24 protein-coding genes are annotated in these 21,896 nt (G+C 71.2%); 19 read left to right on the top strand and 5 right to left on the bottom strand.

Annotation, left to right across the window (positions count from 1 at the left end):
* Nucleotides 1-20: 20 nt before the first annotated feature.
* Nucleotides 21-482, top strand: coding sequence for an NUDIX domain-containing protein (locus tag AB0I32_RS20480; protein WP_357509351.1), 462 nt, complete (start codon nucleotides 21-23; stop codon nucleotides 480-482).
* Between the two features lie 91 nt (nucleotides 483-573).
* On the opposite strand, the gene AB0I32_RS20475 is transcribed toward AB0I32_RS20480, so the two are convergent.
* Complete coding sequence (locus AB0I32_RS20475; protein WP_357509348.1) at nucleotides 574-1,884, bottom strand: ricin-type beta-trefoil lectin domain protein; 1,311 nt, start codon at nucleotides 1,882-1,884, stop codon at nucleotides 574-576.
* A 310-nt stretch (nucleotides 1,885-2,194) separates the two neighbouring features.
* Between AB0I32_RS20475 and AB0I32_RS20470 the strand changes: the two genes are divergently transcribed.
* Nucleotides 2,195-2,710 (top strand): GNAT family N-acetyltransferase, encoded by a 516-nt coding sequence (locus tag AB0I32_RS20470; protein ID WP_357509346.1) that lies wholly within the window; start codon nucleotides 2,195-2,197, stop codon nucleotides 2,708-2,710.
* 14 nt (nucleotides 2,711-2,724) lie between these two features.
* On the opposite strand, the gene AB0I32_RS20465 is transcribed toward AB0I32_RS20470, so the two are convergent.
* Nucleotides 2,725-3,927, bottom strand: a complete 1,203-nt coding sequence (locus AB0I32_RS20465) for a GTP-binding protein (RefSeq protein ID WP_357509344.1) — start codon at nucleotides 3,925-3,927, stop codon at nucleotides 2,725-2,727.
* 129 nt (nucleotides 3,928-4,056) lie between these two features.
* Here AB0I32_RS20465 and rpmB point away from each other — a divergent pair, with 129 nt between their 5' ends.
* The 6 genes from rpmB (at nucleotide 4,057) to rpmF (ending at nucleotide 5,476) form a co-directional block, all read left to right on the top strand.
* Nucleotides 4,057-4,293 carry a 50S ribosomal protein L28 gene (gene rpmB / locus AB0I32_RS20460; RefSeq protein ID WP_116674872.1) on the top strand — a complete coding sequence of 79 codons (237 nt, stop codon included), beginning with the start codon at nucleotides 4,057-4,059 and terminating at the stop codon, nucleotides 4,291-4,293.
* On the top strand, nucleotides 4,293-4,598 hold the full coding sequence (gene rpsN / locus AB0I32_RS20455) for a 30S ribosomal protein S14 (protein WP_357509342.1): 306 nt from the start codon (nucleotides 4,293-4,295) through the stop codon (nucleotides 4,596-4,598). The genes rpmB and rpsN overlap by 1 nt, the downstream gene beginning before the upstream one ends.
* A 67-nt stretch (nucleotides 4,599-4,665) precedes the next feature.
* Nucleotides 4,666-4,788 carry a type B 50S ribosomal protein L36 gene (gene ykgO, locus AB0I32_RS20450; RefSeq protein WP_189671490.1) on the top strand — a complete coding sequence of 41 codons (123 nt, stop codon included), beginning with the start codon at nucleotides 4,666-4,668 and terminating at the stop codon, nucleotides 4,786-4,788.
* A 16-nt stretch (nucleotides 4,789-4,804) separates the two neighbouring features.
* Nucleotides 4,805-5,122 carry a type B 50S ribosomal protein L31 gene (locus AB0I32_RS20445; protein WP_357509340.1) on the top strand — a complete coding sequence of 106 codons (318 nt, stop codon included), beginning with the start codon at nucleotides 4,805-4,807 and terminating at the stop codon, nucleotides 5,120-5,122.
* Nucleotides 5,122-5,289, top strand: a complete 168-nt coding sequence (gene rpmG / locus AB0I32_RS20440) for a 50S ribosomal protein L33 (RefSeq protein WP_357509338.1) — start codon at nucleotides 5,122-5,124, stop codon at nucleotides 5,287-5,289. Before AB0I32_RS20445 ends, rpmG begins: the two co-directional genes overlap by 1 nt.
* Nucleotides 5,290-5,305: 16 nt before the next feature.
* Nucleotides 5,306-5,476: a 50S ribosomal protein L32 gene (gene rpmF / locus AB0I32_RS20435; protein ID WP_189671493.1), complete on the top strand. Its 171-nt coding sequence runs from the start codon at nucleotides 5,306-5,308 to the stop codon at nucleotides 5,474-5,476.
* A 65-nt stretch (nucleotides 5,477-5,541) separates the two neighbouring features.
* On the opposite strand, the gene AB0I32_RS20430 is transcribed toward rpmF, so the two are convergent.
* Entirely contained in the window at nucleotides 5,542-6,813 is a 1,272-nt protein-coding gene (locus AB0I32_RS20430; protein WP_357509335.1) for an ATP-grasp domain-containing protein, read from the bottom strand.
* Between the two features lie 141 nt (nucleotides 6,814-6,954).
* Nucleotides 6,955-7,680 (bottom strand): TetR/AcrR family transcriptional regulator, encoded by a 726-nt coding sequence (locus AB0I32_RS20425; protein WP_357509333.1) that lies wholly within the window; start codon nucleotides 7,678-7,680, stop codon nucleotides 6,955-6,957.
* A 132-nt stretch (nucleotides 7,681-7,812) separates the two neighbouring features.
* On the opposite strand from AB0I32_RS20425, the gene AB0I32_RS20420 reads away from it, so the two are divergent.
* The 3 genes from AB0I32_RS20420 to AB0I32_RS20410 all read left to right on the top strand — a co-directional run bounded on the left by AB0I32_RS20420 (nucleotide 7,813) and on the right by AB0I32_RS20410 (nucleotide 10,576).
* The gene (locus AB0I32_RS20420; RefSeq protein ID WP_357509331.1) at nucleotides 7,813-9,189 is read left to right on the top strand and encodes a serine hydrolase domain-containing protein; all 1,377 of its coding nucleotides are present in this window, start codon (nucleotides 7,813-7,815) and stop codon (nucleotides 9,187-9,189) included.
* A gap of 77 nt (nucleotides 9,190-9,266) precedes the next feature.
* Complete coding sequence (locus tag AB0I32_RS20415; RefSeq protein ID WP_357509329.1) at nucleotides 9,267-9,779, top strand: PadR family transcriptional regulator; 513 nt, start codon at nucleotides 9,267-9,269, stop codon at nucleotides 9,777-9,779.
* Entirely contained in the window at nucleotides 9,776-10,576 is an 801-nt protein-coding gene (locus tag AB0I32_RS20410; RefSeq protein ID WP_357509327.1) for an alpha/beta hydrolase, read from the top strand. Before AB0I32_RS20415 ends, AB0I32_RS20410 begins: the two co-directional genes overlap by 4 nt.
* A gap of 85 nt (nucleotides 10,577-10,661) precedes the next feature.
* Here the strand turns inward: AB0I32_RS20410 and AB0I32_RS20405 are convergent, their stop codons facing one another.
* Entirely contained in the window at nucleotides 10,662-11,696 is a 1,035-nt protein-coding gene (locus AB0I32_RS20405; RefSeq protein WP_357509325.1) for a LacI family DNA-binding transcriptional regulator, read from the bottom strand.
* Between the two features lie 126 nt (nucleotides 11,697-11,822).
* On the opposite strand from AB0I32_RS20405, the gene AB0I32_RS20400 reads away from it, so the two are divergent.
* The 8 genes from AB0I32_RS20400 to AB0I32_RS20365 all read left to right on the top strand — a co-directional run bounded on the left by AB0I32_RS20400 (nucleotide 11,823) and on the right by AB0I32_RS20365 (nucleotide 21,891).
* Nucleotides 11,823-13,064: an amino acid ABC transporter substrate-binding protein gene (locus AB0I32_RS20400; RefSeq protein ID WP_357509323.1), complete on the top strand. Its 1,242-nt coding sequence runs from the start codon at nucleotides 11,823-11,825 to the stop codon at nucleotides 13,062-13,064.
* Nucleotides 13,065-13,068: 4 nt separating this feature from the next.
* Nucleotides 13,069-13,953, top strand: coding sequence for a branched-chain amino acid ABC transporter permease (locus AB0I32_RS20395; RefSeq protein WP_357509321.1), 885 nt, complete (start codon nucleotides 13,069-13,071; stop codon nucleotides 13,951-13,953).
* On the top strand, nucleotides 13,937-14,992 hold the full coding sequence (locus tag AB0I32_RS20390) for a branched-chain amino acid ABC transporter permease (RefSeq protein ID WP_357509319.1): 1,056 nt from the start codon (nucleotides 13,937-13,939) through the stop codon (nucleotides 14,990-14,992). The genes AB0I32_RS20395 and AB0I32_RS20390 overlap by 17 nt, the downstream gene beginning before the upstream one ends.
* Nucleotides 14,989-15,732: an ABC transporter ATP-binding protein gene (locus AB0I32_RS20385; protein WP_357509317.1), complete on the top strand. Its 744-nt coding sequence runs from the start codon at nucleotides 14,989-14,991 to the stop codon at nucleotides 15,730-15,732. Before AB0I32_RS20390 ends, AB0I32_RS20385 begins: the two co-directional genes overlap by 4 nt.
* Nucleotides 15,722-16,516, top strand: a complete 795-nt coding sequence (locus AB0I32_RS20380) for an ABC transporter ATP-binding protein (protein ID WP_357509315.1) — start codon at nucleotides 15,722-15,724, stop codon at nucleotides 16,514-16,516. Before AB0I32_RS20385 ends, AB0I32_RS20380 begins: the two co-directional genes overlap by 11 nt.
* A 49-nt stretch (nucleotides 16,517-16,565) precedes the next feature.
* Nucleotides 16,566-17,570 (top strand): ThuA domain-containing protein, encoded by a 1,005-nt coding sequence (locus AB0I32_RS20375; protein ID WP_357509313.1) that lies wholly within the window; start codon nucleotides 16,566-16,568, stop codon nucleotides 17,568-17,570.
* Between the two features lie 64 nt (nucleotides 17,571-17,634).
* Nucleotides 17,635-19,986: a PQQ-dependent sugar dehydrogenase gene (locus AB0I32_RS20370; RefSeq protein WP_357509311.1), complete on the top strand. Its 2,352-nt coding sequence runs from the start codon at nucleotides 17,635-17,637 to the stop codon at nucleotides 19,984-19,986.
* Nucleotides 19,987-20,121: 135 nt separating this feature from the next.
* Nucleotides 20,122-21,891, top strand: a complete 1,770-nt coding sequence (locus tag AB0I32_RS20365; RefSeq protein ID WP_357509309.1) for an ABC transporter ATP-binding protein — start codon at nucleotides 20,122-20,124, stop codon at nucleotides 21,889-21,891.
* The last annotated feature ends 5 nt before the right edge of the window (nucleotides 21,892-21,896 follow it).

Below are 21,896 nucleotides of genomic sequence, written 5' to 3'. Positions count from 1 at the left end.
ACCGCAGCTAACGTCGAACGGTGCCAATTCTTAACACCCGCTCCCCCGGCGAGCCCTACCTCATCGAACGCAACCCCGGCTACTTCGAGTACCAGCTGCCGGTCTCGCTCAAGGCAGTCATCAGCTGGAAGGGCAGGCTGCCGCTCCTGCGCAACGAGCGCGACGAGTGGGAGCTGCCGGGCGGCAAGCTCGACCTGGGCGAGGAACCGGCGGAGTGCCTCGCGCGCGAGATCCAGGAGGAGCTCGCCTGGGACGCGACGGTTGGCGAGCCGTTCCACAGCTGGGTGTACCGAGTCTTCCCGGACCGCCACGTGTTCGTCCTGACGTTCCTTGCCACGTACGACGGCGACGCCGCGCCTGTCTTCAGCCACGAACACAAAGAGCTCGTCCTGGTGACGCCGGACGAAGCCGTCGCACTGAACATGCCCGAGAACTACGCGGTAGCGATCCGCCAGGCACTTGAGCGGGGTCATTTCCGATAGCTCACGACGGCCGGCGCGCGCAGCAGAACGGGCCCTCTCGCTGAGGGCCCGTTCGCTGGTGCGCGGCGCGGCGGGTGCGCCGGTCGGCCGACTAGCTCAAGGCCCAGTTCTGGCTCGTCGAGCCGTTGCAGGTCGACAGGACCGCCCCGGTCCCGTTGGCCGTCCCGTTGTTGGTCGTGCCAAGGCACAGACCCGACTGGACGCTGGTGATCGTGCCGTTGGCGTTCACGTTCCACTGCTGGTTCGCGCCGCCGTGGCAGTCCCAGATGATGGCCCTGGTGCCCGGCGAGGTCCCGGCGCCTTCAGCGTCGAGGCACTTGCCGCCGTAGACGGAGAGCTGCTTCGAAGCGGTGACGGACCACTGCTGGTTCGCCCCGTCATGGCAGTCCCACAGCTGCACGACCGCACCGTTCGACTGCGACTGCGCCGAGACGTCCAGGCAGCGACCGGCGCCGGCGTTGCGCACCTGGCCGCTGTCGGCGGGCGGGGTGGAGGAGAACTGGCTGATGAAGCGCCACATCTCGCCCTTCACCCAGCTGCGGGCGCCGCTCTCGCAACCGCGGCAACCGTCGACCGGTCCCTGCTGGTGGCCGCCGTCGAACGGCGCCCACACGACCGGGAAGCCGGCGCGGCAGGAGTAGGTGGTGAGGGTGTGCGTCAGACTGCCCGCCGCCGGCTCGGGCGCGTTCTGCGCCGCGCAGCCGTTGTTGGCCAGGAACCGGTCGCGCATGCCGCGCCCGGCGCCGATGTTGTCCGAGACACCGTGGATACCCATGTAGGCAACGGCCCCCGTGCCCCCGCTGCAGCCGCTGATCCCGCCGGGCGCGGCGATCGCGATGACCCCGCGGAACACGTTCGGGCGGGCACACGCCAGCGCGTAGCTCATCGCGCCGCCATAGCTGAAGCCCAGGGAGAACCGCTGCGACTCGTCGACGCAGAGGGCGGCTTCGACGGTCCGGATCATGTCGTCGAAGAACACGACGTCCCGGCCGTTCGAGTTGGCCCAGCCACCGCTCAGGCCCTGCGGCGCGACGAAGATCGCCGAGCCGTTGGACAGGGCGTCGAGCCCGTAGTGCGCGTAGACGGCGCCGTCGGAGCCGCCGCCGGCGACCTGCTCGGCGGTGCCGCCCAACCAGTGGTTGCCGAAGATCAGCTTGTGCGGCTTGTTGCGGTCGTAGTTCGCGGGGACCTTGATGATGTAGCTGCGGCTCTGACCGCTGCTCTGGATGTTGTACTTGCCGCTGGTGAGGGTCGGGGCCTTCCCGCAGCCGGAGCTGGCGGCCGCGGTGACGTCGGAGGCGCTCGCCTGGGACGTCTCGGCGGCCTGGGCAGTCACACCCCCGGACGTCGCCACGACGATCGCGGTTGCGAGGCATACAAGAGCGGATCTGAATCTCGACATAGGACGAAACTCCTTGTGGTCAGCATCGTTGGAGACCTTGTGGGGCGGCATCGCATGAGAGGTCCGTTGCCGCGGAGGGCACGACTGGGCGTCGCTGGAAGCGCTTCCAGCCACTGGGGAATCCTGTCGTGCGATGCCTTGGAAATCAAGGACAGTCTCGATGCCCCGGAGGGGGCTAAACGATTAAGGTGTCCTTGCAGTAACACGTCAGACATCAGACCTCTCCTGACCACGCGCGACGGCGGTGCCGCACCCGTCTACAGCCACGAACGCAACACCGGCGCAATCGGCGTCATATACCTTGAGCCACGTGCCCGCCCTCATGATCGCCCCGCGCCACGCCGCCCACCTCGACCGGGTGGCGGACGCATTGCGGCTGGTCCATGAGAGCGACCGCTACCCGATGGTCTGGCCGGACGACCCGATCGCCTGGCTCACGCCCGACGGCACGCTCGGCGCGTGGGTCGCCCTGGCCGACGGCGAGATCGTCGGCCACGTGATGATCGTCGAGGGCGGCAAGGTGGAGCACGCCGCCGAGCTCGCGGAGGCCGCCAACGTCCCGGTCACGGGCCTCGCCGGCGTCAGCCGCCTGTTCGTGACCCCTGCGGCCCGCGGCACGGGCGTGGCCACCACCCTCCTGGAGCGGGTCGAGGACCTGCCACCCCGCCGCGGACGCCGGCTCGTGCTCGACGTCGTGGACGACGGCGGCCCAGCCGTCCGCCTCTACGAACGCCTCGGCTGGACCCGCGTGACCTCCGGCCCGGCAAGCTGGACCGACCCGTCCGGCGCCCGTCCGCAGTCCGCCGCCTACCTCTCCCCCCGCTGACGCCCCGCTGAGCGTTAGACGGACCGCGCGCCCAGCCAGGGGGCGAGGTGGTCGTCGCGCCACAACCACTCGACACCGGCGGCCAGCTCCTCGGGCGTGCACAGCGCGGCGTGGAAGGCATCACGCAGCCGCTGCCGCTCGCCGTCCAGGCCGAGGCCGCGGTCGTCCGCCACGCCGACCACCACGATCCGCGTGTGCGGCGTCGTCCCCGCGCACACCTCCGACCACGGCCCCAGGTCCGCGAAGGCCAGCTGCCCGCCGGCGCCGTCCCACAGGCACGCGAGCCCCGGTCGGTCGGCGACGTGGAACACGCCGCGCGCCCGGAGGCCGCCCGCGCTCAGCTCCTCGATGTGGTCGAGCACCCGCTCCGGGTGGAAGGGCAGCGCCGAGCGCAGCTCGAGCGTCCAGCTCCGGTCGCCGGGCAGACCGCCGGGACCGGTGAACACCACCGCGCCCAGGGGGTGGGCCCGCCGTTCGGCGCGGGCCGCTGAGTGCGTGGCGGCGGCGAGGGTCGACGCCGAGAGCGCGTGCAGGCCGTCGACGCGCCGCGTCCCGGCGCCGCGGAGGCGGTCGAGGAGGCCGGACGACGTCGCCGACCAGGTCCCGGCAGACTCCGTCTCAGCGATCGGGGTCTCATCGGCGGGCGAGGTGGGCGCGATCGACGATGAGCTCGCCACGACCAGGTCCGCCTGTTCGATCTGGGCCGCGAGCGCCTCCCCGACCGAGCGTTCGTCGTCGGCGGTGAGCTCGAGGCCGCGTTCGACGAGGGTGTCGTCGCCGAAGAGGTCCTGCTGGAGCGCGTCGAGGTCGACGACGGCGAAAGACGTCGCGACGTGCGTGTGGTCCAGCGCTCCCCCGGGTTCCGCGGCGATCGCGAGGGCGCGGGCGGCGGGAAGTGGTTCGGCGCTGACGGGCAGGGCGAGCAGCACCTGGGCCCGGCGGCCGTCACGGGCGAGGCGCGCGATGGTGGGGACGGCGTCCTCGCGGACGGCGCACGAGAGGCAGGCGTGCTCGAGCGGCACGATCACGTCCTCGATCACGCCGGTGGCGTCCAGGACGACGCGGCGCAGGTGGTCGGCGTGGATGTCGTGCCGTACGGCGACGACCCCCGGCGCGTCCATGAGGAGGCCGAACAGCGCGGAGTCACGCAGCACCGGATCCGTGGTGGCCAGGACGCTCACCGGGATGGTTCCGCGGTTCTTGCCGGTTCGGTACATGCTGCCTCCTCGCCCCGGTCGAGCCGGGAATTATTGATAACCGTTCTCAGTTCTGGTTCACTGTAGCGCGTTATGAGAACCGTTCTCACACGCGGCGGCCAAATCGCCGTCGCAACAGCAGGAGGTCATGTGTCAGCCAGATGCCAGGTGCTGGGCACCGTGCCAGGTTTCGGCCACTCGGTCTCGCACTCCCACGTGCGTACCAAGCGCCGGTTCAACCCGAACATCCAGAAGAAGCGCTACTGGGTTCCGTCGCTCGGCCGCAACGTCACGCTCCGCGTGAGTGCCAAGGGCATCAAGACCATCGATCGTTTGGGCATCGACGTGGTCGTGGCCCAGATCCTTGCCCGAGGGGAGAAGGTCTGATGGCCAAGAAGTCGAAGATCGCCGCCGACGCCCGACGTCGCGAGGTGGTCGCCCGGTACGCCGAGCGACGCACCGAGCTGCGCGGCATCATCCGGGACCTGAAGCTCGACGCCGTGGTGCGCGCCGCCGCCGTCAGCGAGCTGGCCAAGCAGCCGCGCGACGCCAGCCCGACGAGGCTGCGCAACCGCGACATCGTCGACGGCCGGCCGCGTGCGTACTCGCGAAAGTTCGGCCTGTCCCGCATCCGGCTGCGCGACATGGCGCACCGGGGCGAGCTGCCCGGCGTGACGAAGTCCAGCTGGTGACAACCGGCCGGCGACCGCACCGGAGTGCCGGCCCAGGTCTCAGGCCCCCTCATCGAAGGAGTGACACATGAAGGTTCGCGCGTCCCTGCGGTCCCTGAAGAACAAGCCCGGCGCGAAGGTAGTGCGCCGGCACGGCAAGACGTTCGTGATCAACAAGCTCAACCCGCGCTGGAAGGCGCGCCAGGGCTGAGCAGAAGGAGCCAGTCATGAAGAACATCCACCCCACCTACGGCCCTGTGGTGTTCCGGGACACGAGCGCGGGCTTCACGTTCCTTACCCGCTCGACGCTCGCCGGTGACACCGCCGGCGGGCCGGGCCGCCCGACGGCCACCATCGAGTGGACCGACGGGAACACGTACCCCGTGGTCGACATCGAGATCAGCAGCGAGAGCCACCCGTTCTGGACCGGCTCGGCCCGCGTGGTCGACACCGCCGGCCGCATCGAGAAGTTCCGCCAGCGCTACGCCAAGCACGGCAACGGCACCACCGACAGCAGCACCGACGACAGCAAGGGCGGTCACTGATGGCCTCACGCGTTGACCTCCGACCGGTCATCAAGCTGCGCTCGACGGCGGGCACCGGCTTCACCTACGTGACCCGCAAGAACCGGCGCAACACCCCCGACCGGCTCATCCTGCGCAAGTTCGACCCCGTGGTCCGCAAGCACGTGGACTTCCGCGAGGAGCGCTGACAGAAAGGAGGCCGCCATGGCGGTCCCCAAGAGAAAGATGTCCCGGTCGAACACGCGATCCCGTCGGTCGCAGTGGAAGGCCCAGGTGCCAGAGCTCGTCCCGGTGACCACCGTGGACGGACGCCAGGTGAAGGTGCCGGCCCGGCTGGTCCCCGCCGTCCGGCGCGGCCTGGTCGTCCCGGACTGACATCACGCACGACGCCCCGGCGCTCAGCGCCGGGGCGTTTGTTGTGGGCGTGACCAGGCGCTCGGTCAGGAGGTGGTGACCATCGTGTCGATCCGGACGTCAAGGCTTGCCGCCAGCTCGTCCGCCCAGGTCTTCGCGTCCTGGCCCCGCGGGTCCGCGACCAGCACGTGCCCGATCCGCTCGTTGTTGTCGCCGGGCCGCACCTCACGGCCCGCCGTCGGCGTCTCGTAGCCCACCACGCGGTCGTCCGCGGCCAGGCGCTCCGCGCCCAGCACCTCGCGCACGACGCCGTCCGACGGCGGCAGCAGGAACGTCACCGCCGCGCTGGCCGCGGTCGAGGGTCCGGGCACCGGCTCCCGGCCGAGCGCCAGGTCCACCAGCACCTGCAACGGGTTGAACCCCGTCACCAGGCGCACGAGCTCGAAGATGTAGCCGCCGCCCTGCCGCGGGTTCAGCTCGATCAGGCGCGGACCAGCGGCGGTGACCCGCACCTCCGTGTGGCTGATCCCGTGCGTGAGCCCGACGGCGTCGAGCACCGCCACGACGTGCCGCTCGATGGCGGCGCGCTCGTCGGGCGGGAGCGGCGCCGGGAACAGGTGCCCCGACTCGACGAACCCGGACCCGGCCTCGACGCCCGGCTCCGCGACGGACTTCGCGGTGATGCCCAGCACCCGGGTGACGCCGTCCCTGGTCACGGACTCGACGCTGTACTCAGGACCCTCCAGCACGCGCTCGAGCAGCGCGAGCCGCTCCAGCGGCTGGTCGCGGGTGTTGCGCTCGGGCGCCGTCGCCTCGGCGAAGGCGACGGCCAGCCCAGCCTCGTCGTGCACCTTGCGCACGCCGGTCCCGGAGTTCATGTCGACGGGTTTGACCACCAGCGGGTAGCCGAGATCGGCGGCCGCCTTGTGCGCCTGAGCCCAGGTGGACGCCACCGCGTACGGCACGTCCGGCACACCCTTGGCCGCCAGCACCTGGCGCACCAAATGCTTGCGCGTGGCGGTGTGCAGGACGTCGGCCGGCGCGCCGGGCAGGCCCAGCTCCTCGGCGACGAGCGCGACGGCGGGCAGGTAGTAGTCGCAGGTGGTCAGCACGCCGTCGATCCCCCGCCGAGCCGCCACCGCCCGGGCCGCGGCGACGAGCGCGGCGTCGTCGTTCGTCTCCGCGACGACCACCTCGGAGGCGAGCGCCAGGACGGGATGGGGTTCGCCGTCGGGCAGGCGATAGAGCTCGGGGTCGCGGGTCACCAGGACGTAGCGGTGGCCGCCGTCGCGCAGCAGGGGCGGGAGCATGAGGCCGGTGGACTGCAGCCAGCTCTCGATCATGAGCAGGTTCGCCACGTCAGCACCCTCCGTCGAGACGGGCGCGAACGAGAGTCGTTCTCAACATGCCGCACAGCCTGCCACGGATCCGCGGGTCGTTCTCGTCCATCCGGAGATGCCTGTGGAAAAGCACGACCCCCGGTTCAGGCCGGGAGTCGTTCAGGCGTCGAGCCGGGCCGCCAGCCCGTCCAGGATCCGGTCGAGCCCGTACGCGAAGTCGTCGTCGCGGATCTTCTCAGGGTCCACGTCCTGCTGGGCAGAGCCACCCTCGCGCAGCCGCGGGTGCTCCTCGGACGCCGCGTCGAAGCGAGGGCGCTGGTCCGCCACCCACTCGCGTTCCGTCCTGCCGCTGCGGGCGATCAGGGAGAGGTACGCCGCCTCCGAGGTCGCGATGCCGATGACGTAGGCCATCAGGGTCCCCATCGCCCGGTCCTTCTCCTGCGCCGGGAAGCCGGCCGCCTCGAACAGCGCGAGCAGCTCCGAGGAGACCCGCATGGTGTTGGGGCCGACGTGGGTCAGGCCGGCCTGCCCGAGCTCGGGGGCGATCCAGGGATGGCGCAGGGCCATCGCGCGCAGGTCGGTCGCGGCGCGCGTTGCGGCCGCACGCCAGTCCGCAGGGCCGTCGGCCACCGGGATCTCGAGCTCGCCGTAGATGTCGTCCACGACGAGCTCCATCAGCTCGTCCTTGTTCGCCACGTGCCGGTAGAGCGACGTCGCGGCAGCATCCAGGCGCGTGCCGAGCTTGCGCATGCTGAGCGCCTCGACGCCCTCGGCGTCCAGCAGCTCGATCGCGGCGGCCACTATCTGCTCGCGCGTCAGCTGTTCGCGCTGCGGGCGGCCCGGACGGGTCCATACCGATCCGGGCACCTTCGGGTCGACCGGCATGCGCCCACTTCCTCTCGTCGCGCCTCGTCGACCTCAGGTTAGCGCACACCGTACGCGCCTTGCGTACAGTGTTCCGTTGTGCGTACAGTGTTCGCACCAAGAGAACGCCGTACGCAGCCAAGGAGAAACGACATGACCGTGAACCTCGCCCACTGGCAGGCCCGCCTCGACGCACTGCGCGCCGAGCACCACGTCCCCGGCGCATCCCTGGCACTGCTCGTGGACGGGACGGTCCACGAGCTGGCCAGCGGCGTGCTGCACCGCGGGACCGGCGTCGAGGCCACGACCGACTCCGTCTTCCAGATGGGCTCGATCGCCAAGGTCTACACGGCCACCGCGATCATGCGGCTCGCCGAGTCCGGCGAGCTGGACCTGGACGCCCCCGTCGTCGAGGTGCTCCCGGAGTTCTCGGTGGCCGACGCCGAGGCGACCAAGGCGATCACCACGCGCCAGCTGCTCAGCCACACGAGCGGCCTCACCTGCGACTTCAACCACGACAGCGGACGCGGCGACGACTGCCTGGCCAAGTACGTCGAGGCAGCGAAGGACATAGCGCTGGACTGCCCGCCGGGCACGGCGATCTCGTACAGCAGCGTCGGCTACAACGTGCTCGGCCGCATCATCGAGGTGGTGACCGGCAAGGTCTGGGACGAGGCGCTCAAGGATCTGCTCCTGACACCGCTCGGCCTCACGCACACCATGACGCTGCCCGAGGAGGCGCTCCGGTTCCGTGCGGCGATGGGCCACCTGGGCGAGGCCGGCCAGGACCCGGACCCGGCGCCGTCCTGGGACCTGATGCCGCGTTCGGCAGGCCCGTACGGCCGGGTCATCGCGAGCGCCGGGGACCTCGCCCGGCTCGCGCGCCTGCACCTCGACGGCGGTGTGGCGCAGGACGGCACACGGGTGCTCTCCGCGGAGACGGTCGCGCTGATGCAGCGCAGGGTCGTGGACTCCCCCGACAAGTGGACGGTCAGCGCGGACGGCTGGGGCCTGGGCTGGACCCTGTACGACTGGAACGGCGTCCAGGGCTACGGGCATGACGGCGCCTCCATCGGGCAGTACGCCTATCTGCGCGTCGTGCCGTCGGCGGGGGTGGCGGCAGCACTACTGACCAACGGCGGCGGTGCGCGCGAGCTGTACGCGGCGCTCTACCGGGAGCTCCTCGCCGAGCTGGCCGGGGTGACCATGCCCGAACCCTTCGGGCCACCGGCCGAGCCGCCGGCCGTGGACTACGCGCCCCTCGTCGGCACCTACCAGCGCGAGGGCGTGGTCATCACCGTGACCGAGCGGGACGGCGCGGGGCACCTGGTGTACGAGTTCGTCGACGGCATGAAGGACTTGTCGGAGCCCCTGGAGTGCGATCTCGTGCCAGTGACGGAGACCGTGTTCGCCGGCACGGGGGTCGGCGCGGCGTTCAGCGAGGACTACATCCCCGTCGTCTTCGCCACCCTGCCGGACGGCACGGCCTGCGTCTACATCGGCATGCGCTGCGGCCCCAAGGTCGCGTGACCGCTCGCCGGTCCCGCAGCGCAGTCGAGGCGTTCCATATATGCACAGTCCCATATGTGTGATGTAGAGTATGCGGCATGGCACTCGACGCCCTGATCCTCGGTCTCCTCGACCTGCGCCCGATGACCGGCTACGACCTCAAGAAGGCCTTCGACGGCACCGTCGCCCACTTCTGGTCCGCCGACCAGTCGCAGATCTATCGCACGCTCGCCCGGCTCGAGCAGGACGGCCTCGTCGACGTCCTCGTCGTGCCGCAGGCCGGCAAGCCCGACCGCCGCGAGCACCGGCTCACCGACGGCGGCCGGGCCAGACTCACCGAGTGGCTGCGGTCCCCCCTGCCCGACGAGAAGCCCCGCGAGCCGTTCCTCGGCAGGCTCTTCTTCGTCGGGCGGGAGGACGATCCAGAGCTGGTCCGGGCGCTCCTCGCGGAGCGCCGGGACGCGGCGCGTCGTCTGCTCGCCACGCTGGAGAACCTCCCGGTGGTGGACGGCGACCTGTCCGCCCGGCTCCGGTCGGCGACGCTGCGCAAGGGGATCCTCGAGGTCCAGGCCGAGCTCACATGGCTCGACGAGCTGGAGGCCGCCCTGTGAGCCTCCACGTCGCCGAGCACCACCCCGACGCCGACGAGTCGGTGCTGTTCCTGCACGGCGGCAGCGTCGCCGGCTGGTCCTGGACCGAGCAGGCCAAGGCGCTCCCCGACCACCATTCCCTCCTGCCGGACCTGCCCGGGTTCGGCGCTTCGGCACGACATCCCTGGACCGACCTCTCGACGACGGCCGACGAGCTCGCCGACCTGGTTCGCGAGCGCGGCCACGGGGGTCGGGCCCACGTGGTCGGGCTGTCGCTCGGCGGCGTCGTCGGGACCGCCCTCGCGGCCCGCCACCCGGACGTGATCCAAAGCGTCTTCGTGACCGGAGCGATCCTGCAGGGTGTGCGCGGGTTCGCCCGCCAGGCCGGGCTGGCGCAGATGCGCCTCTTCGGGCTCCCCGGGTACTGGAAGACGATGGCCAGGGTGTACCGCCTCCCACCGGACTCGATCGACCAGTTCGTCACGACAGGAGTCGGGATCGACCGCGACTCGATCCGCCGGATGGTCCCGGAGATCTACGACGGTGTCCCTGCCGTCGACCTCGACGGCCTCCGCCGGTTCACCGGCCCGGTCCTCGCGATCGTCGGCGAGAAGGAGCCTCGCGTCATCCGGGACGCGCTGGACGAGGTGACCTCCCGCGTGCCCCACGCGGTCGCGCGGCTCGCGCCGGGGATGCATCACGTCTGGGACGTCGAGGACCCCGACCTGTTCCACGACACCCTCGCCCACTGGCTGACGACGAGCGAACCCTCCCCCGCGCTGCTCCCCGTCGGACCACCCCGACCCGTCCGGGGGTGACACCACGAATTCGGGGTCGGTTGCTCTCGGTAGACAATGTCGACTCTCAGCAACCGACCCCGAATTCGTGCTGTCTACCTGGCCCTCACCCCCGCACCCGCGCCGTCGAGGCCCGCACCATGAGCTCCTGCCCCGCGGCCCGACGCCGGGGGCGCGCGGCCCGCGGCAGGAGGGCGAGCTCGAGCGCCTGCCGTCCCATGTCCTTCATCGGCAGGCGCACCGTCGTCAGGGCGGGCGACAGGTGCCCGGCCACGGTGACGTCGTCGAACCCCGTCACGGACACGTCGCCGGGGACCGCCACGCCGCGCTCCCCCAGCACCGACAGCACGCCGACCGCCATGTCGTCGTTGAGCGCGAGGATCGCGGTGACGTCCGGGTGCTCGTCGAGGATGCGACGGGCGGCCTCCTTGCCGCCGTCCAGCGTGAACTCCGCCTCGACCACCGGCAGGTCGTCGAGCGTCAGCCCGTGCTCGCCCAGCGCACGCGAGACGCCGTCGAGGCGGTCGGCCATGGTGGCGAGCCTGCGTGAGCCGGCCGCGATGCCGATGCGCCGGTGCCCGAGCCCGAGCAGGTGCTCGGCGATCGCCCGGCCGCCCTCGACGTTGGCCGGCGCCACGGCGTCGACGCCCAGGTGGGGATGCCTGCCGATCACGGCGACCCGGCCGCCGGCCGACTCGAAGGCCTGCACCTCGGCCTTCATCCGCGACTGCACGTCACGGTCGAGATGCCCGGATCCCGCGACGACGATAATCCCGACGCGGGCGTTCACGAGCGCCCGCAGCTGCGCCACCTCGGTGAACGGGTTGCGGCCCGTGTGGCAGATCTGCACCATGCGGCCGTGCGTGCCCGCGACCTCCAGCACGCCGCTGGCGATCTCGGCGAAGTACGGGTCGCCGATCTCGTGCACCACGAGCCCGACCCCGGGGCTCGCACCGCTCGCGAGCGACCGGGCGTGCACGTTCGCAACGTAGCCCAGGTCGCGCGCCACGGCCCGCACCCGTTCGGCCAGCGCCTCGGACACGCCCGCCGCGCCGGACAGCGCGCGCGACGCGGTGGCGATGGACACGCCGGCCTGCTCGGCGACGTCGACCAGGCGCAGCCCGGCGGTGTGCTTCCGCATCAGATCTCCTCGCCAGACATGAGCACGGATACGTAATGGACGGTGCCAAACCCCTTGTCACCCAGCGTCCCAGTTCCTAGAGTGCCGTAAGCGGTTACGGAAGCGCTTGCCACAAGGGAGTGGACCATGAGAGCAACCCGACGCCTGACGGTAGCGGCTATCGCCGCGACCACGACCATGACCCTGTCCGCCTGTCTGGCGAGCCCCAGCGGGGGCGGCGGTCAGGGCGGAGAGTCCGCCGGCCCCGACGACCCGATAGTCATCGGTGTCTCGCTGCCGCTGACCGGAGACTTCGCGGAACCCGGCAAGGGCGTGCAGCGCGGCTACGAGGCCTGGGCGGCGCACGTGAACGAGAACGGCGGGCTGCTGGGCCGCCAGGTGGAGCTGATCATCGTCGACGACCAGTCCAACGCGGACCGGGTCGCCTCGGACTACGAGCGGCTGATCAACCAGGACGGCGTCGACCTCGTCTTCGGGCCGTTCTCGACCCGGCTCGTGATTCCCGCCGCGCAGGTGGCACAGGACTACGGGTTCCTCTTCGTGGAGCCCGCCGGAGCCGCCGCCGAGGTGTTCGAGCAGGGGTTCGACAACCTCTTCTATGCGGCGCCCGCCATCGCCGACGACCACTACGACCACCTCGCCGACCACATCCTGGCCCTGCCCGAGGACGAGCGGCCCAGGACGATAGCCGTCGCCTCCATGGACGACCCGTTCGCCCAGGGCACCGCGTACGGCCTGCGGGACAAGCTCGCCGCCGAGGGCATCGAGGTGGTCGAGGACGAGGTCTACCCGCCGAACACCACGGACTTCAGCGGCATCGCGGCAAAGATCGCGGACTCCGAGGCGGACCTGCTCATCGTCGGGTCGCAGTACCAGGACGGCGTCAACCTCGTCGTCGCGCTGCAGCAGCAGGGCTATCAGCCCGACATGGCGGCGATCTCCGGTGCGCCGACGAACGCCGAGTTCCCCGCCGCGATCGGCGACAAGACCGAGGGCATCCTCGCGCCCACCGGTTACACGACGACGGCGCCCTACCCCTCGAACGAGGAGTTCGTCGAGGCCTACACGGCCGAGCACGACGCCCCGCCCGCCGAGGACGAGGCGAACGCCTGGACCACCGGGCAGGTCGTCGCCGCGGCGGTCGAGGCCGTGGGCTGCGCCGACCCGTCGCCCGAGTGCCAGCAGCAGCTCATCGACTGGCTGCACGGGAACGAGGTGGAGACCGTCGTCGGCCCGCTGAGCTGGGACGCCCAGGGCCGCCCGCAGAGCGCCCACCTCATCCAGCAGTACGTCGACGGCGAGATCAAGATCGTGCTGCCCGACGACGTCAAGGAAGCCGACCTCGTCCACCCGAAGCCCGAGTGGTGATCGCATGACCGGTGCCCTGTTCGCGCAGAGCCTGGTGCTGGGCATCCTGCTGGGCGGGCTGTACGCCCTCCTGGCGGCGGGCCTGACGCTGTACTTCGGCGTCATGCGGGTGGTCATGATCGCCCACTCGGCGTTCCTGATCCTTAGCGCCTACCTCGCCTGGTTCTTCCACGAGACCTCTGGCCTCGACCCGCTGCTGTCGCTGGTCATCACGGTGCCGCTCTTCTTCGTCGTCGGGTACGGCATGCAGCGGTTCCTCGTGTCCCGGCTGCGGCCCATCAGCCTCACCACGATGTCGGTGCTGCTGACGTTCGCCGTGGCCCTGACCATCGAGGGCCTCCTCGGGTTCGTCTGGACCGGCACGCAGCGGCGCGTCCAGCTCGCGTACTCGGGCACGAGCATCGAGGTGTTCGGCGTGAGCATCGCCGTCGTGAAGCTGATCGCGTTCGCCCTGGCGGCACTCTCGCTCGGCGCGCTGTTCGTGATCCTGCGCAAGACCTCCTTCGGGCGCGCGCTGCGCGCGACCACCCAGCACCCCGAGGCCGCGCGGCTGGTCGGCATCGACACCGACCGCGTGGCCGGGCTCGGCTTCGGGCTGGGGCTCGCGACGGCGGCGATCGGCGGGACGGCGCTCGCGCTCGACTACACGATCTACCCGTCGCTGCACTGGCACTGGATCGGTCCGCTGATGGCGATCATCGTCGTCGGCGGGCTGGGCAGCATCCCCGGGGCGGCGATAGCGGCCCTCCTGCTGGGCGTCGCGGCGAGCCTGCTGCAGGTGCCGCTCGGCACCACCTGGGCGCAGACCGTCTTCTACCTGGCCCTGTTCGTGACCCTCATGATCCGTCCGCAGGGATTCTTCGGAGGTCGCCTTGCCCAACGCTTCTGATCTCAAGGCAGGGCCGCGCGGCCTCGCCCGGTGGGCCCGCATCGCCGCCCTGCTCGCCCTCGTGGCGGTGGTGCTCCTGTTCCCCTCCCTCGCTCCCGACCCGTTCATCCTGTCCGTCGGCGTGGTGATCCTCAGCTACGCGGTGCTCGCGACGTCCTGGAACCTCGTGGGCGGGTTCACCGGGTACATCTCGCTGGGCCACGCCGCCTACTCGGGCCTCGGCGGTTACGCGACGGCGCTGCTCATCCTCCGTACCGGGATGGACCCGTGGCTCGCGCTGCTCGCGGGCGGTCTGATCGTCGCCGTCATCGCGATCCCCGTGGGCATCGCGTCGCTGCGCGTGCGCGGCGCGTCGTTCGTCATCGCCTCGATCGCGCTGGTGCTGATCCTGCAGCTCACCTTCCAGAGCTGGCACACGTTCACCGGCGGCTCGAACGGGCTGCGGGTGCCACGTCCGTTCGGCACAGAGGTGCTGCGGCCGGAGCAGCACGAGCGCTTCTTCTACCTGCACGCCGTGCTGCTCGCGCTCGCGCTCCTGACCTGGTGGGCGATCGAGCGGTCCCGGCTCGGCGCCGGGCTCAAGGCCATCCGCGAGGACGAGGACAAGGCCCAGGCGCTGGGCGTGCCCACGTTCGCGTACAAGCTGACGGCGCTCGTGGTGAGCGCCTTCTTCACCGCGCTGGGCGGCGGCCTGTACGCGCTGTGGTTCGGCTACCTCGACCCGATCTTCCAGTTCTCGATCCTGGTGGGCACGTACATGGTGCTCATGTCGCTGCTCGGCGGGGTGCGCAGCCTCTTCGGCCCGCTGCTGGGCGCCGTCGTCGTGGGGTACGCGGTCGAGGTGTTCAAGTCCCAGTACGGCGACACGCAGTTCCACCTGGTCGCCACCGGCGTCCTGCTCGGCCTGGTCGTCCTGTTCATGCCCGACGGCGTCATCCCGGCCCTGACCTCGGCCCTGAACCGGCGGCGCGGGGCGGCGTCGATCCGCGAGGAGAGCGCCGAGGAGCTGGCGAAACAGCGCGAGGAGGCGGCCCGATGAGCACGACCGTGGGTTCCGTGAGCACGCAGGACCTGACCAAGTCGTTCGGCGGGGTCCGGGCGGTCGACGGCGCGTCCGTCACCTTCCACGAGGGCCGGATCAACGCCCTGATCGGCCCCAACGGCTCGGGCAAGACGACGTTCTTCAACTGCGTGACCGGCATGATCAAACCCGACTCCGGCACCGTCACCTATCAGGGCCGGGACGTGACGGGGCTGCCTCCGCACCGGATCGCGCGGTCCGGGATCGGCCGGAGCTTCCAGCTCTGCCGGATCTTCCCCCGGCTCACCGTGCTGGAGAACATGCTGGTCGCGGTGCAGCCGCACGGGCTGCTGCAGCGGCTGCGCGGGTCGCGCAACCCCGCCGACGTCGGGCGGGCGCGCGAGCTGCTGGCGCGTGTCGGCATCGACCACCTGGAGCACGCCGAGGCGCGCGACATCTCCTACGGCCAGCAGAAGCTGCTCGAGCTCGCCGGGGTGCTCATGGGCGACCCGCGCACGATCATGCTCGACGAGCCCGCCGGCGGGGTGAACCCCGCGCTCGTTGACCGGATCGCCGACCTGGTGCGGGAGCTCAACGCCGAGGGCCGCACCTTCATCATCGTGGAGCACAACATGGAGCTCGTCATGGGCCTGAGCGACCATGTGGTCGTGTTCGACAGGGGGCGGCCGATCGCGCAGGGTCCCCCCGCCGTCGTGCAGGACGACCCCCTGGTCCTGGAGGCATACCTTGGCGTCTGAACCAGCACCCGGCCCCGGGTCCGCCGTCGAACCGACCGGCCCGACCGCCGGAGAACACCTCCTGCGCCTGACCGATGTGCAGGCCGGCTACGGCCGCGCCGCGCTGGTGCTGCGCGGGCTGTCCGTGACGGTCGCGCCGGGCAGCGTGGTCTGCCTCGTGGGGCCGAACGGCGCCGGCAAGTCCACGGTGCTCAAGGTCGCCAGCGGCATGCTCAGGCCGCGGTCCGGGTCCGTGGTGGTCGACGGCGTCGACGTCACCGGCCGTACCCCGCAGCAGCTGTTGGCCGCCGGGCTGTCCCACGTGCCGCAGGGGCACAGCGTGTTCCCCGAGATGACGGTCGCGGAGAACGTGCTGCTGGGCGCCTACACGGTGCGCGACAAGGCGCTGGTCGCCGAGCGCACGGAGTTCGTCACTGAGCTGTTCCCGCTGGTCGGCGAGCGGTGGTCGGCACTGGCGGGTGCGCTCTCTGGCGGGCAGCAGAAGCAGGTCGAGTTCGCCCGCTCGCTCATGGTGCGGCCCAAGGTCGTGCTGCTCGACGAGCCGTCGATGGGGCTCGACCCCAAGGCGACGGCCATCGTGTTCGAGCAGGTCCAGCGCATGCGCGACGCCGGCACGGCGGTGCTCCTGGTCGAGCAGAACGCGCGGCGGGCGCTGGAGGCGGCCGACGTCGGCTGCGTGCTCGACCTGGGCCGCGTCCACATCACCGGCCCGGCCCCGGACCTCCTGGCCGACCCGCGCCTGGCCCAGCTCTACCTGGGCGGCCGCCCGAAGGAGGTGCCGTAGCCCCACCCCCGCCCGCCCGTCCCGGATGACCGTTCAAAGGAGAACCGTCATGTCGCTCAGAAACACGCTCGGAAAGTCACTCGGCGGCGCGGGGCAGGTGGTGCTCGGCCTCGCCATCCTCGCGGCGCTGCTGGCCGGCCTGCACCTCGCGGCGCCCGTACCGACAGCGCTGACACCGGCGGGCACACCGCCGCAGCAGAACACCTACCAGGACAAGCTCGCCGACTACGGCGTCTGCCGGGGCATCAACCCGGACTGCTACAACGACTGGGACCTGCCGCGCGACGACGACGGCGTCGTGCGCGTGCTCGTCCTCACCGCGACCGGCAGCTCCCGGCACGCCCATCTCGGGCCGCTGCTGCCGCCCGGCATGAACCCGCCGCTCACGTCGGCGCACGTCGCGCAGAACGCCGTCGTCCGCTGGGGGCAGGAGCACGGGTTCGAGGTCAACTGGACCGAGGACGTGCGCCAGCTCGACGCCCCCGCCAAGCTCGCGCCCTACGACGCCGTCGTGTTCCTCAGCAACTCCCGCACCATGCTCGACGACGCGTCCCAGACCGCGCTGCTGCAGTACGTCCGGTCGGGCGGCGGCTTCGTCGCGATCCACAACACGCTCGGCGCGATGTACCACTGGCCGTGGTTCCAGGGGCTGCTCGGCGGGGCCAACTTCTACGACCACGGGCCGCACCGCGACGGGCAGGTGGTGACCGTCGACCGGCGCGACGCCTCGACGCGCGACCTGCCGCGCCGGTGGGACTTCCGCGACGAGTGGTACCACCTCGAACCGTTCCCCACGGGCGTACGGTTCCTCGCCGAGGTGGACACCGCGACCATCGGTGACCACACCGGGTTCAACGGGCACCCCGGCCACGCGGGCGACCACCCCGTCTCGTGGTGCCAGTACTACGACGGCGGTCGCGCGTGGGTCACCACGCTCGGCCACGACCCCGCCGCCTGGACGGAGGACTCGGCGCTCGCGGGCGCCGAGTCGTTCGAGACGCACGTGGTGGGCGGGATCCTCAGCGCGGCCGGGGCACGGCCGTTCTGCCGGTAGGTCTCGACACGCTCGACCGGCGAGACGCACTCCGCAATGACGACGACGACATTCAGGAGGCACCATGAGCAGTGGCACCTTGAGCAGGAGACGATGGCGGTCGGCGGTGGCCGCGATGGCGATCACCGCTACCGCACTGACCGGGCTGACCACGGCGTCCATGACGACGGCGACCGCGGCCGCCGAGCCCGGCCCGATCACCGACCCGGCGCCCGAGGAGATCCAGTCCACGCTGGGCCTGGTCCTTCAGGAGTACGCCCAGTTCCCCAAGACCGAGCCGATCCCGGCACCGATCGACCGCCGGCTGATGCGGCACGCCCGGATCAACGGCCTGGGCGAGCTGCCCGACGGTTCGGGCCGCACCTACGTCCCTGACCTCAACGGCCCGCTGTACTTCGTGGAGGACGGCGAGCCGCAGGTCTACCTGGACGTGGCGGCCGCGTTCGCGCCGGAGTTCTTCTCGGGACGCGGCATGGGCAGCGGTTTCGGGTTCGCGACGTTCCACCCGGACTTCGAGGACAACGGCACCTTCTACACGGTGCACACCGAGCGCCCGGGCAACGCGGGGCCGCCGTCCGACCCCACCACCTACCCGCCGCAGCTTCCTACGTTCCTGCACTCGGTGGTCACCGAGTGGGTGGCAGACGACCCGGCGTCCGACACGTTCTCGGGGACGAGCCGCGAGGTGCTGCGCCTCGGCTTCGCGGGGCAGGTCCACGCGATCCAGCAGATCGACTTCAACCCGACCGCGCGACCCGGTAGCGAGGACTACGGCCTGCTCTACCTCGCCGTGGGCGACGGCGGCCGGGGCGTGGGCACGGGCATCCCGCAGGACATGGGGACCCCCGCGGGCAAGATCCTCCGCATCGACCCGGCGGGCACCGACGGGCCGGGCGGGACGTACGGCATCCCGCCGTCGAACCCGTTCGTCGGGACGGCCGGCGCTCTGGGCGAGATCTACGCCGTCGGCATGCGCGACCCGCACCGGTTCAGCTGGGACCAGCAGGGCCGACGCGGCGACGTCCGCATGTTCCTCGGCCACATCGGCGAGCACGCGATCGAGGCGGTCTACGACGTCCGGGCCGGCGACAACTTCGGCTGGGGTGACCGGGAGGGCAGATACGTCTTCGACCCGGCCGACCGCTGCAACCTCTACCCGCTGCCGGAGAACGACGCCGACCTCGGCTTCACGTATCCCGTGGTGGCGTACGACCACGACCCGCCGCCCGGCTGGCCGTGCACGTCGGACAGCGGCTACGCGATCAGCGGCGGGTTCGTCTATCGCGGGCGCGACCTGCCCGCGCTGAGCGGCAAGTACCTGTTCACGGACCTGGTCGAGGGGCGGGTGTTCTACGCCGAGGAGTCGCGCATGCGGCGCGGCGGTCCGGAGGCGCAGATGTACGAGCTCGCGCTCTACGACACCGACGGCACCCGCAAGCGAATGCCCGACTTCACGGGCGACGAGCGGGCCGACCTGCGGATGGGCCGCGACCGGGCGGGCGACCTGTACCTGATCGCCAAGGCGAACGGGAAGATCTGGAAGGTCATCGACACGGTGCGCACGCCGGTGCCGCAGGAGGTCCCCCGCTCGATGCGGCAGAACGTGGTGAGCTTCTACGACTTCGAGCACCCGTTCCAGCAGGACGGCGCGGTAGAGATCGACCGGGGCGCGTCCCGCACCTACCTGAACCTGATCAACGGCGGCGAGGACATGCGCGTCGCCGACGGCGCCTACCCCGGCAGCAACAACTCGATACAGCTCGGGCAGGTGGACCCGCTGGCGGCGGGCAACGACGACTGGAAGGCGGGCGTGTACGACCCCGACGGGGTGGACACCCTGTCCGCCCTGAGCGGCGTGGACGGGATGACGGTCATGGGCTGGGTCCGGATGACCGGCCAGAACCCGAGCCTCGACACGACGACGGCCGACCCTGACGACCGCTACGGCGCGGTCGGCCTGGCGGGCGTGCTCAGCGGGGACTCCGACGGGCACGCCGTGCGCGCCCTCCTGGAGATCATCGAGGTGGACGGCGAGCTGCGGCTCGTCGCGCTCGGCCGGCGGATCGACGGCGGCGAGTCGCAGATCTTCGCCGCGCACGAGGACTGGCGCACCCTGCTGCCGCAGGACGAGTGGGTGCACCTGGCCGCGACGTTCGACTACACGACCGGGCGGATGGCCCTGTACCGCGACGGCGAGCGCGTCCCGGGCTTCTACGTGGTCGACGGCGACCCGTGGCAGGTGGACGGTTCCGGCGCCTCGGCGACGACGCCCCGCGGGATCAAGATCGGCGGCAGCTTCCCGCAGGACACGCAGGAGCGAAACCCCTGCAACTGCAGCATGGACACGATCCAGCTGCTGGACCGCGCGATCACCCCTCGCGAGGTGGCGGCCCAGTACAACCTGATGACCCGCTGACCGCAGTGAAGGTCCGCCTCGACCAAGCGGTTGCCCATGGTTTCCGCCCCGGAGCATGCGCAACCGCTTGGTCGAGGCGGACTTCTCGCTGCTCCCACCTACGGCCGGGTGCCGGGGAGCCATAGCATGTGGTGCATGGCAGCCGAGAAAGCGCTTACCTCTCCGATCCGCATCGACAGCTCACGGCCCGCCCGGTCGGTCCTCCGGCTGCTCGCCCGGCGTCCGGGGCGCATGTCGGTGGCCATCGGGGCGTTCACGCTCAAAGAGGTCCCGATGTGGTTCCTGCCGGTCGTCACGGCGTCCGTCATCGACATCGTGGCCACGGGCGGACCGGTGCGCGACGTGCTCGTCTGGTTCACGATCGCCGCAGCGCTGCTCCTGCAGAACTTCCCGAACCACCTCGTCTACACCCGTAACTTCATGACGGTGGTCAGGGACACCGGCGCGGGCCTGCGCAACGCGCTCGCCGCCCGTTTGCAGAGCCTGTCGATCGGGTATCACACGCGCGCCAGCTCGTCGGTGGTGCAGTCCAAGGTGGTGCGCGACGTCGAGAACATCGAGGTGATGCTCCAGCAGGTCACGCACCCGCTCCTCTCGTCGCTCATGGTGCTCGCGGGCGCCCTGACCATGACCGCCGTCAAGGTCCCCGAGTTCCTGCCCGTCTACCTGCTGGCCGTGCCGCTCGCGCTCGGCATGCGCTGGGCGACGGCGCGCCGGTCCCGGGACCGCAACGAGCACTTCCGCCGCGAGGTCGAGGGCTTCGCCTCACGCGTGGGCGAGATGGCCTCGCTCATCCCGATCACCCGCGCCCACGGCCTGGAGCAGACGGCGGTCAACCGCCTGGCCGACGGCGCCGACGGCGTCCGCAGGGCCGGCCTGCACCTCGACATGCTCAACGGCCGCGTCGCGTCGCTCTCGTGGGTCACCATGCAGCTGCTCGGCGTGACGTGCCTCGCCCTGGCCGCGATCTTCTCGCTCACGGGCTTCCTGCCGGTCACGCCCGGCGAGGTGGTGCTGCTGTCGAGCTACTTCACGCTGCTGACGCAAGGGCTCACCCAGCTGCTCATGCTGATCCCGGTCACGGCGCGCGGCATGGAGTCCGTGCGCTCGATCGCCGAGGTGCTGGAGGAGCCCGACCTCGAGGAGAACGCCGGCCGCCGGACCGTCGACACCGTCGCCGGCGAGCTGGCGCTGGACCACGTGCACCACCGCTACCCCGGCTCCGACGACGACGCCCTGCACGACGTCACGCTCACGGTCCCGGCGGGCGAGACCGTCGCGTTCGTCGGCTCGTCCGGGTCGGGCAAGTCCACGCTGCTCAACCTGGTGCTGGGCTTCATCCGCCCGACATCGGGCCGGGTGCTGGTCGACGGCGCCGACGCGCAGGAGCTGGACCTGCGCACGGTGCGCCGCCACGTCTCGGTGGTGCCGCAGGAGTCGGTGCTGTTCGAGGGCACGATCCGCGAGAACGTCACCTACGGCCTCCCAGACGCGTCCGACGACGTCGTCCGCGCCGCGCTGCGGGACGCCAACGCGCTCGACTTCGTGCAGGCCCAGCCGCAGGGGTGGGACACCGTCGTCGGCGAGCGCGGCGCCCGGCTCTCGGGCGGGCAGCGGCAGCGCATAGCGATCGCCCGCGCGCTGGTGCGCGACCCGCGCATCCTCCTGCTCGACGAGGCGACCAGCGCCCTGGACACCGAGTCGGAGCTGCTGGTCAAGGAGGCGCTCGGCCGCCTCATGCGCGGTCGGACGACGCTGGTGGTCGCCCACCGCCTGTCGACCATCCGCCAGGCCGACCGGATAGTCGTGCTGGAGCACGGCCGGATCGTGGAGCAGGGCACGCACGACCAGCTCGTCGCATGTGGCGGCCGCTACGCGACCCTGCACGCCACCCAGGCGGGCTGACTGGG

This window comes from Promicromonospora sp. NPDC050249 (assembly GCF_040656015.1).
GTDB lineage: Bacteria > Actinomycetota > Actinomycetes > Actinomycetales > Cellulomonadaceae > Promicromonospora.
The sequence above is the reverse complement of the archived record's forward strand: the minus strand, read 5'-3'. Positions and strand labels throughout refer to the sequence as shown.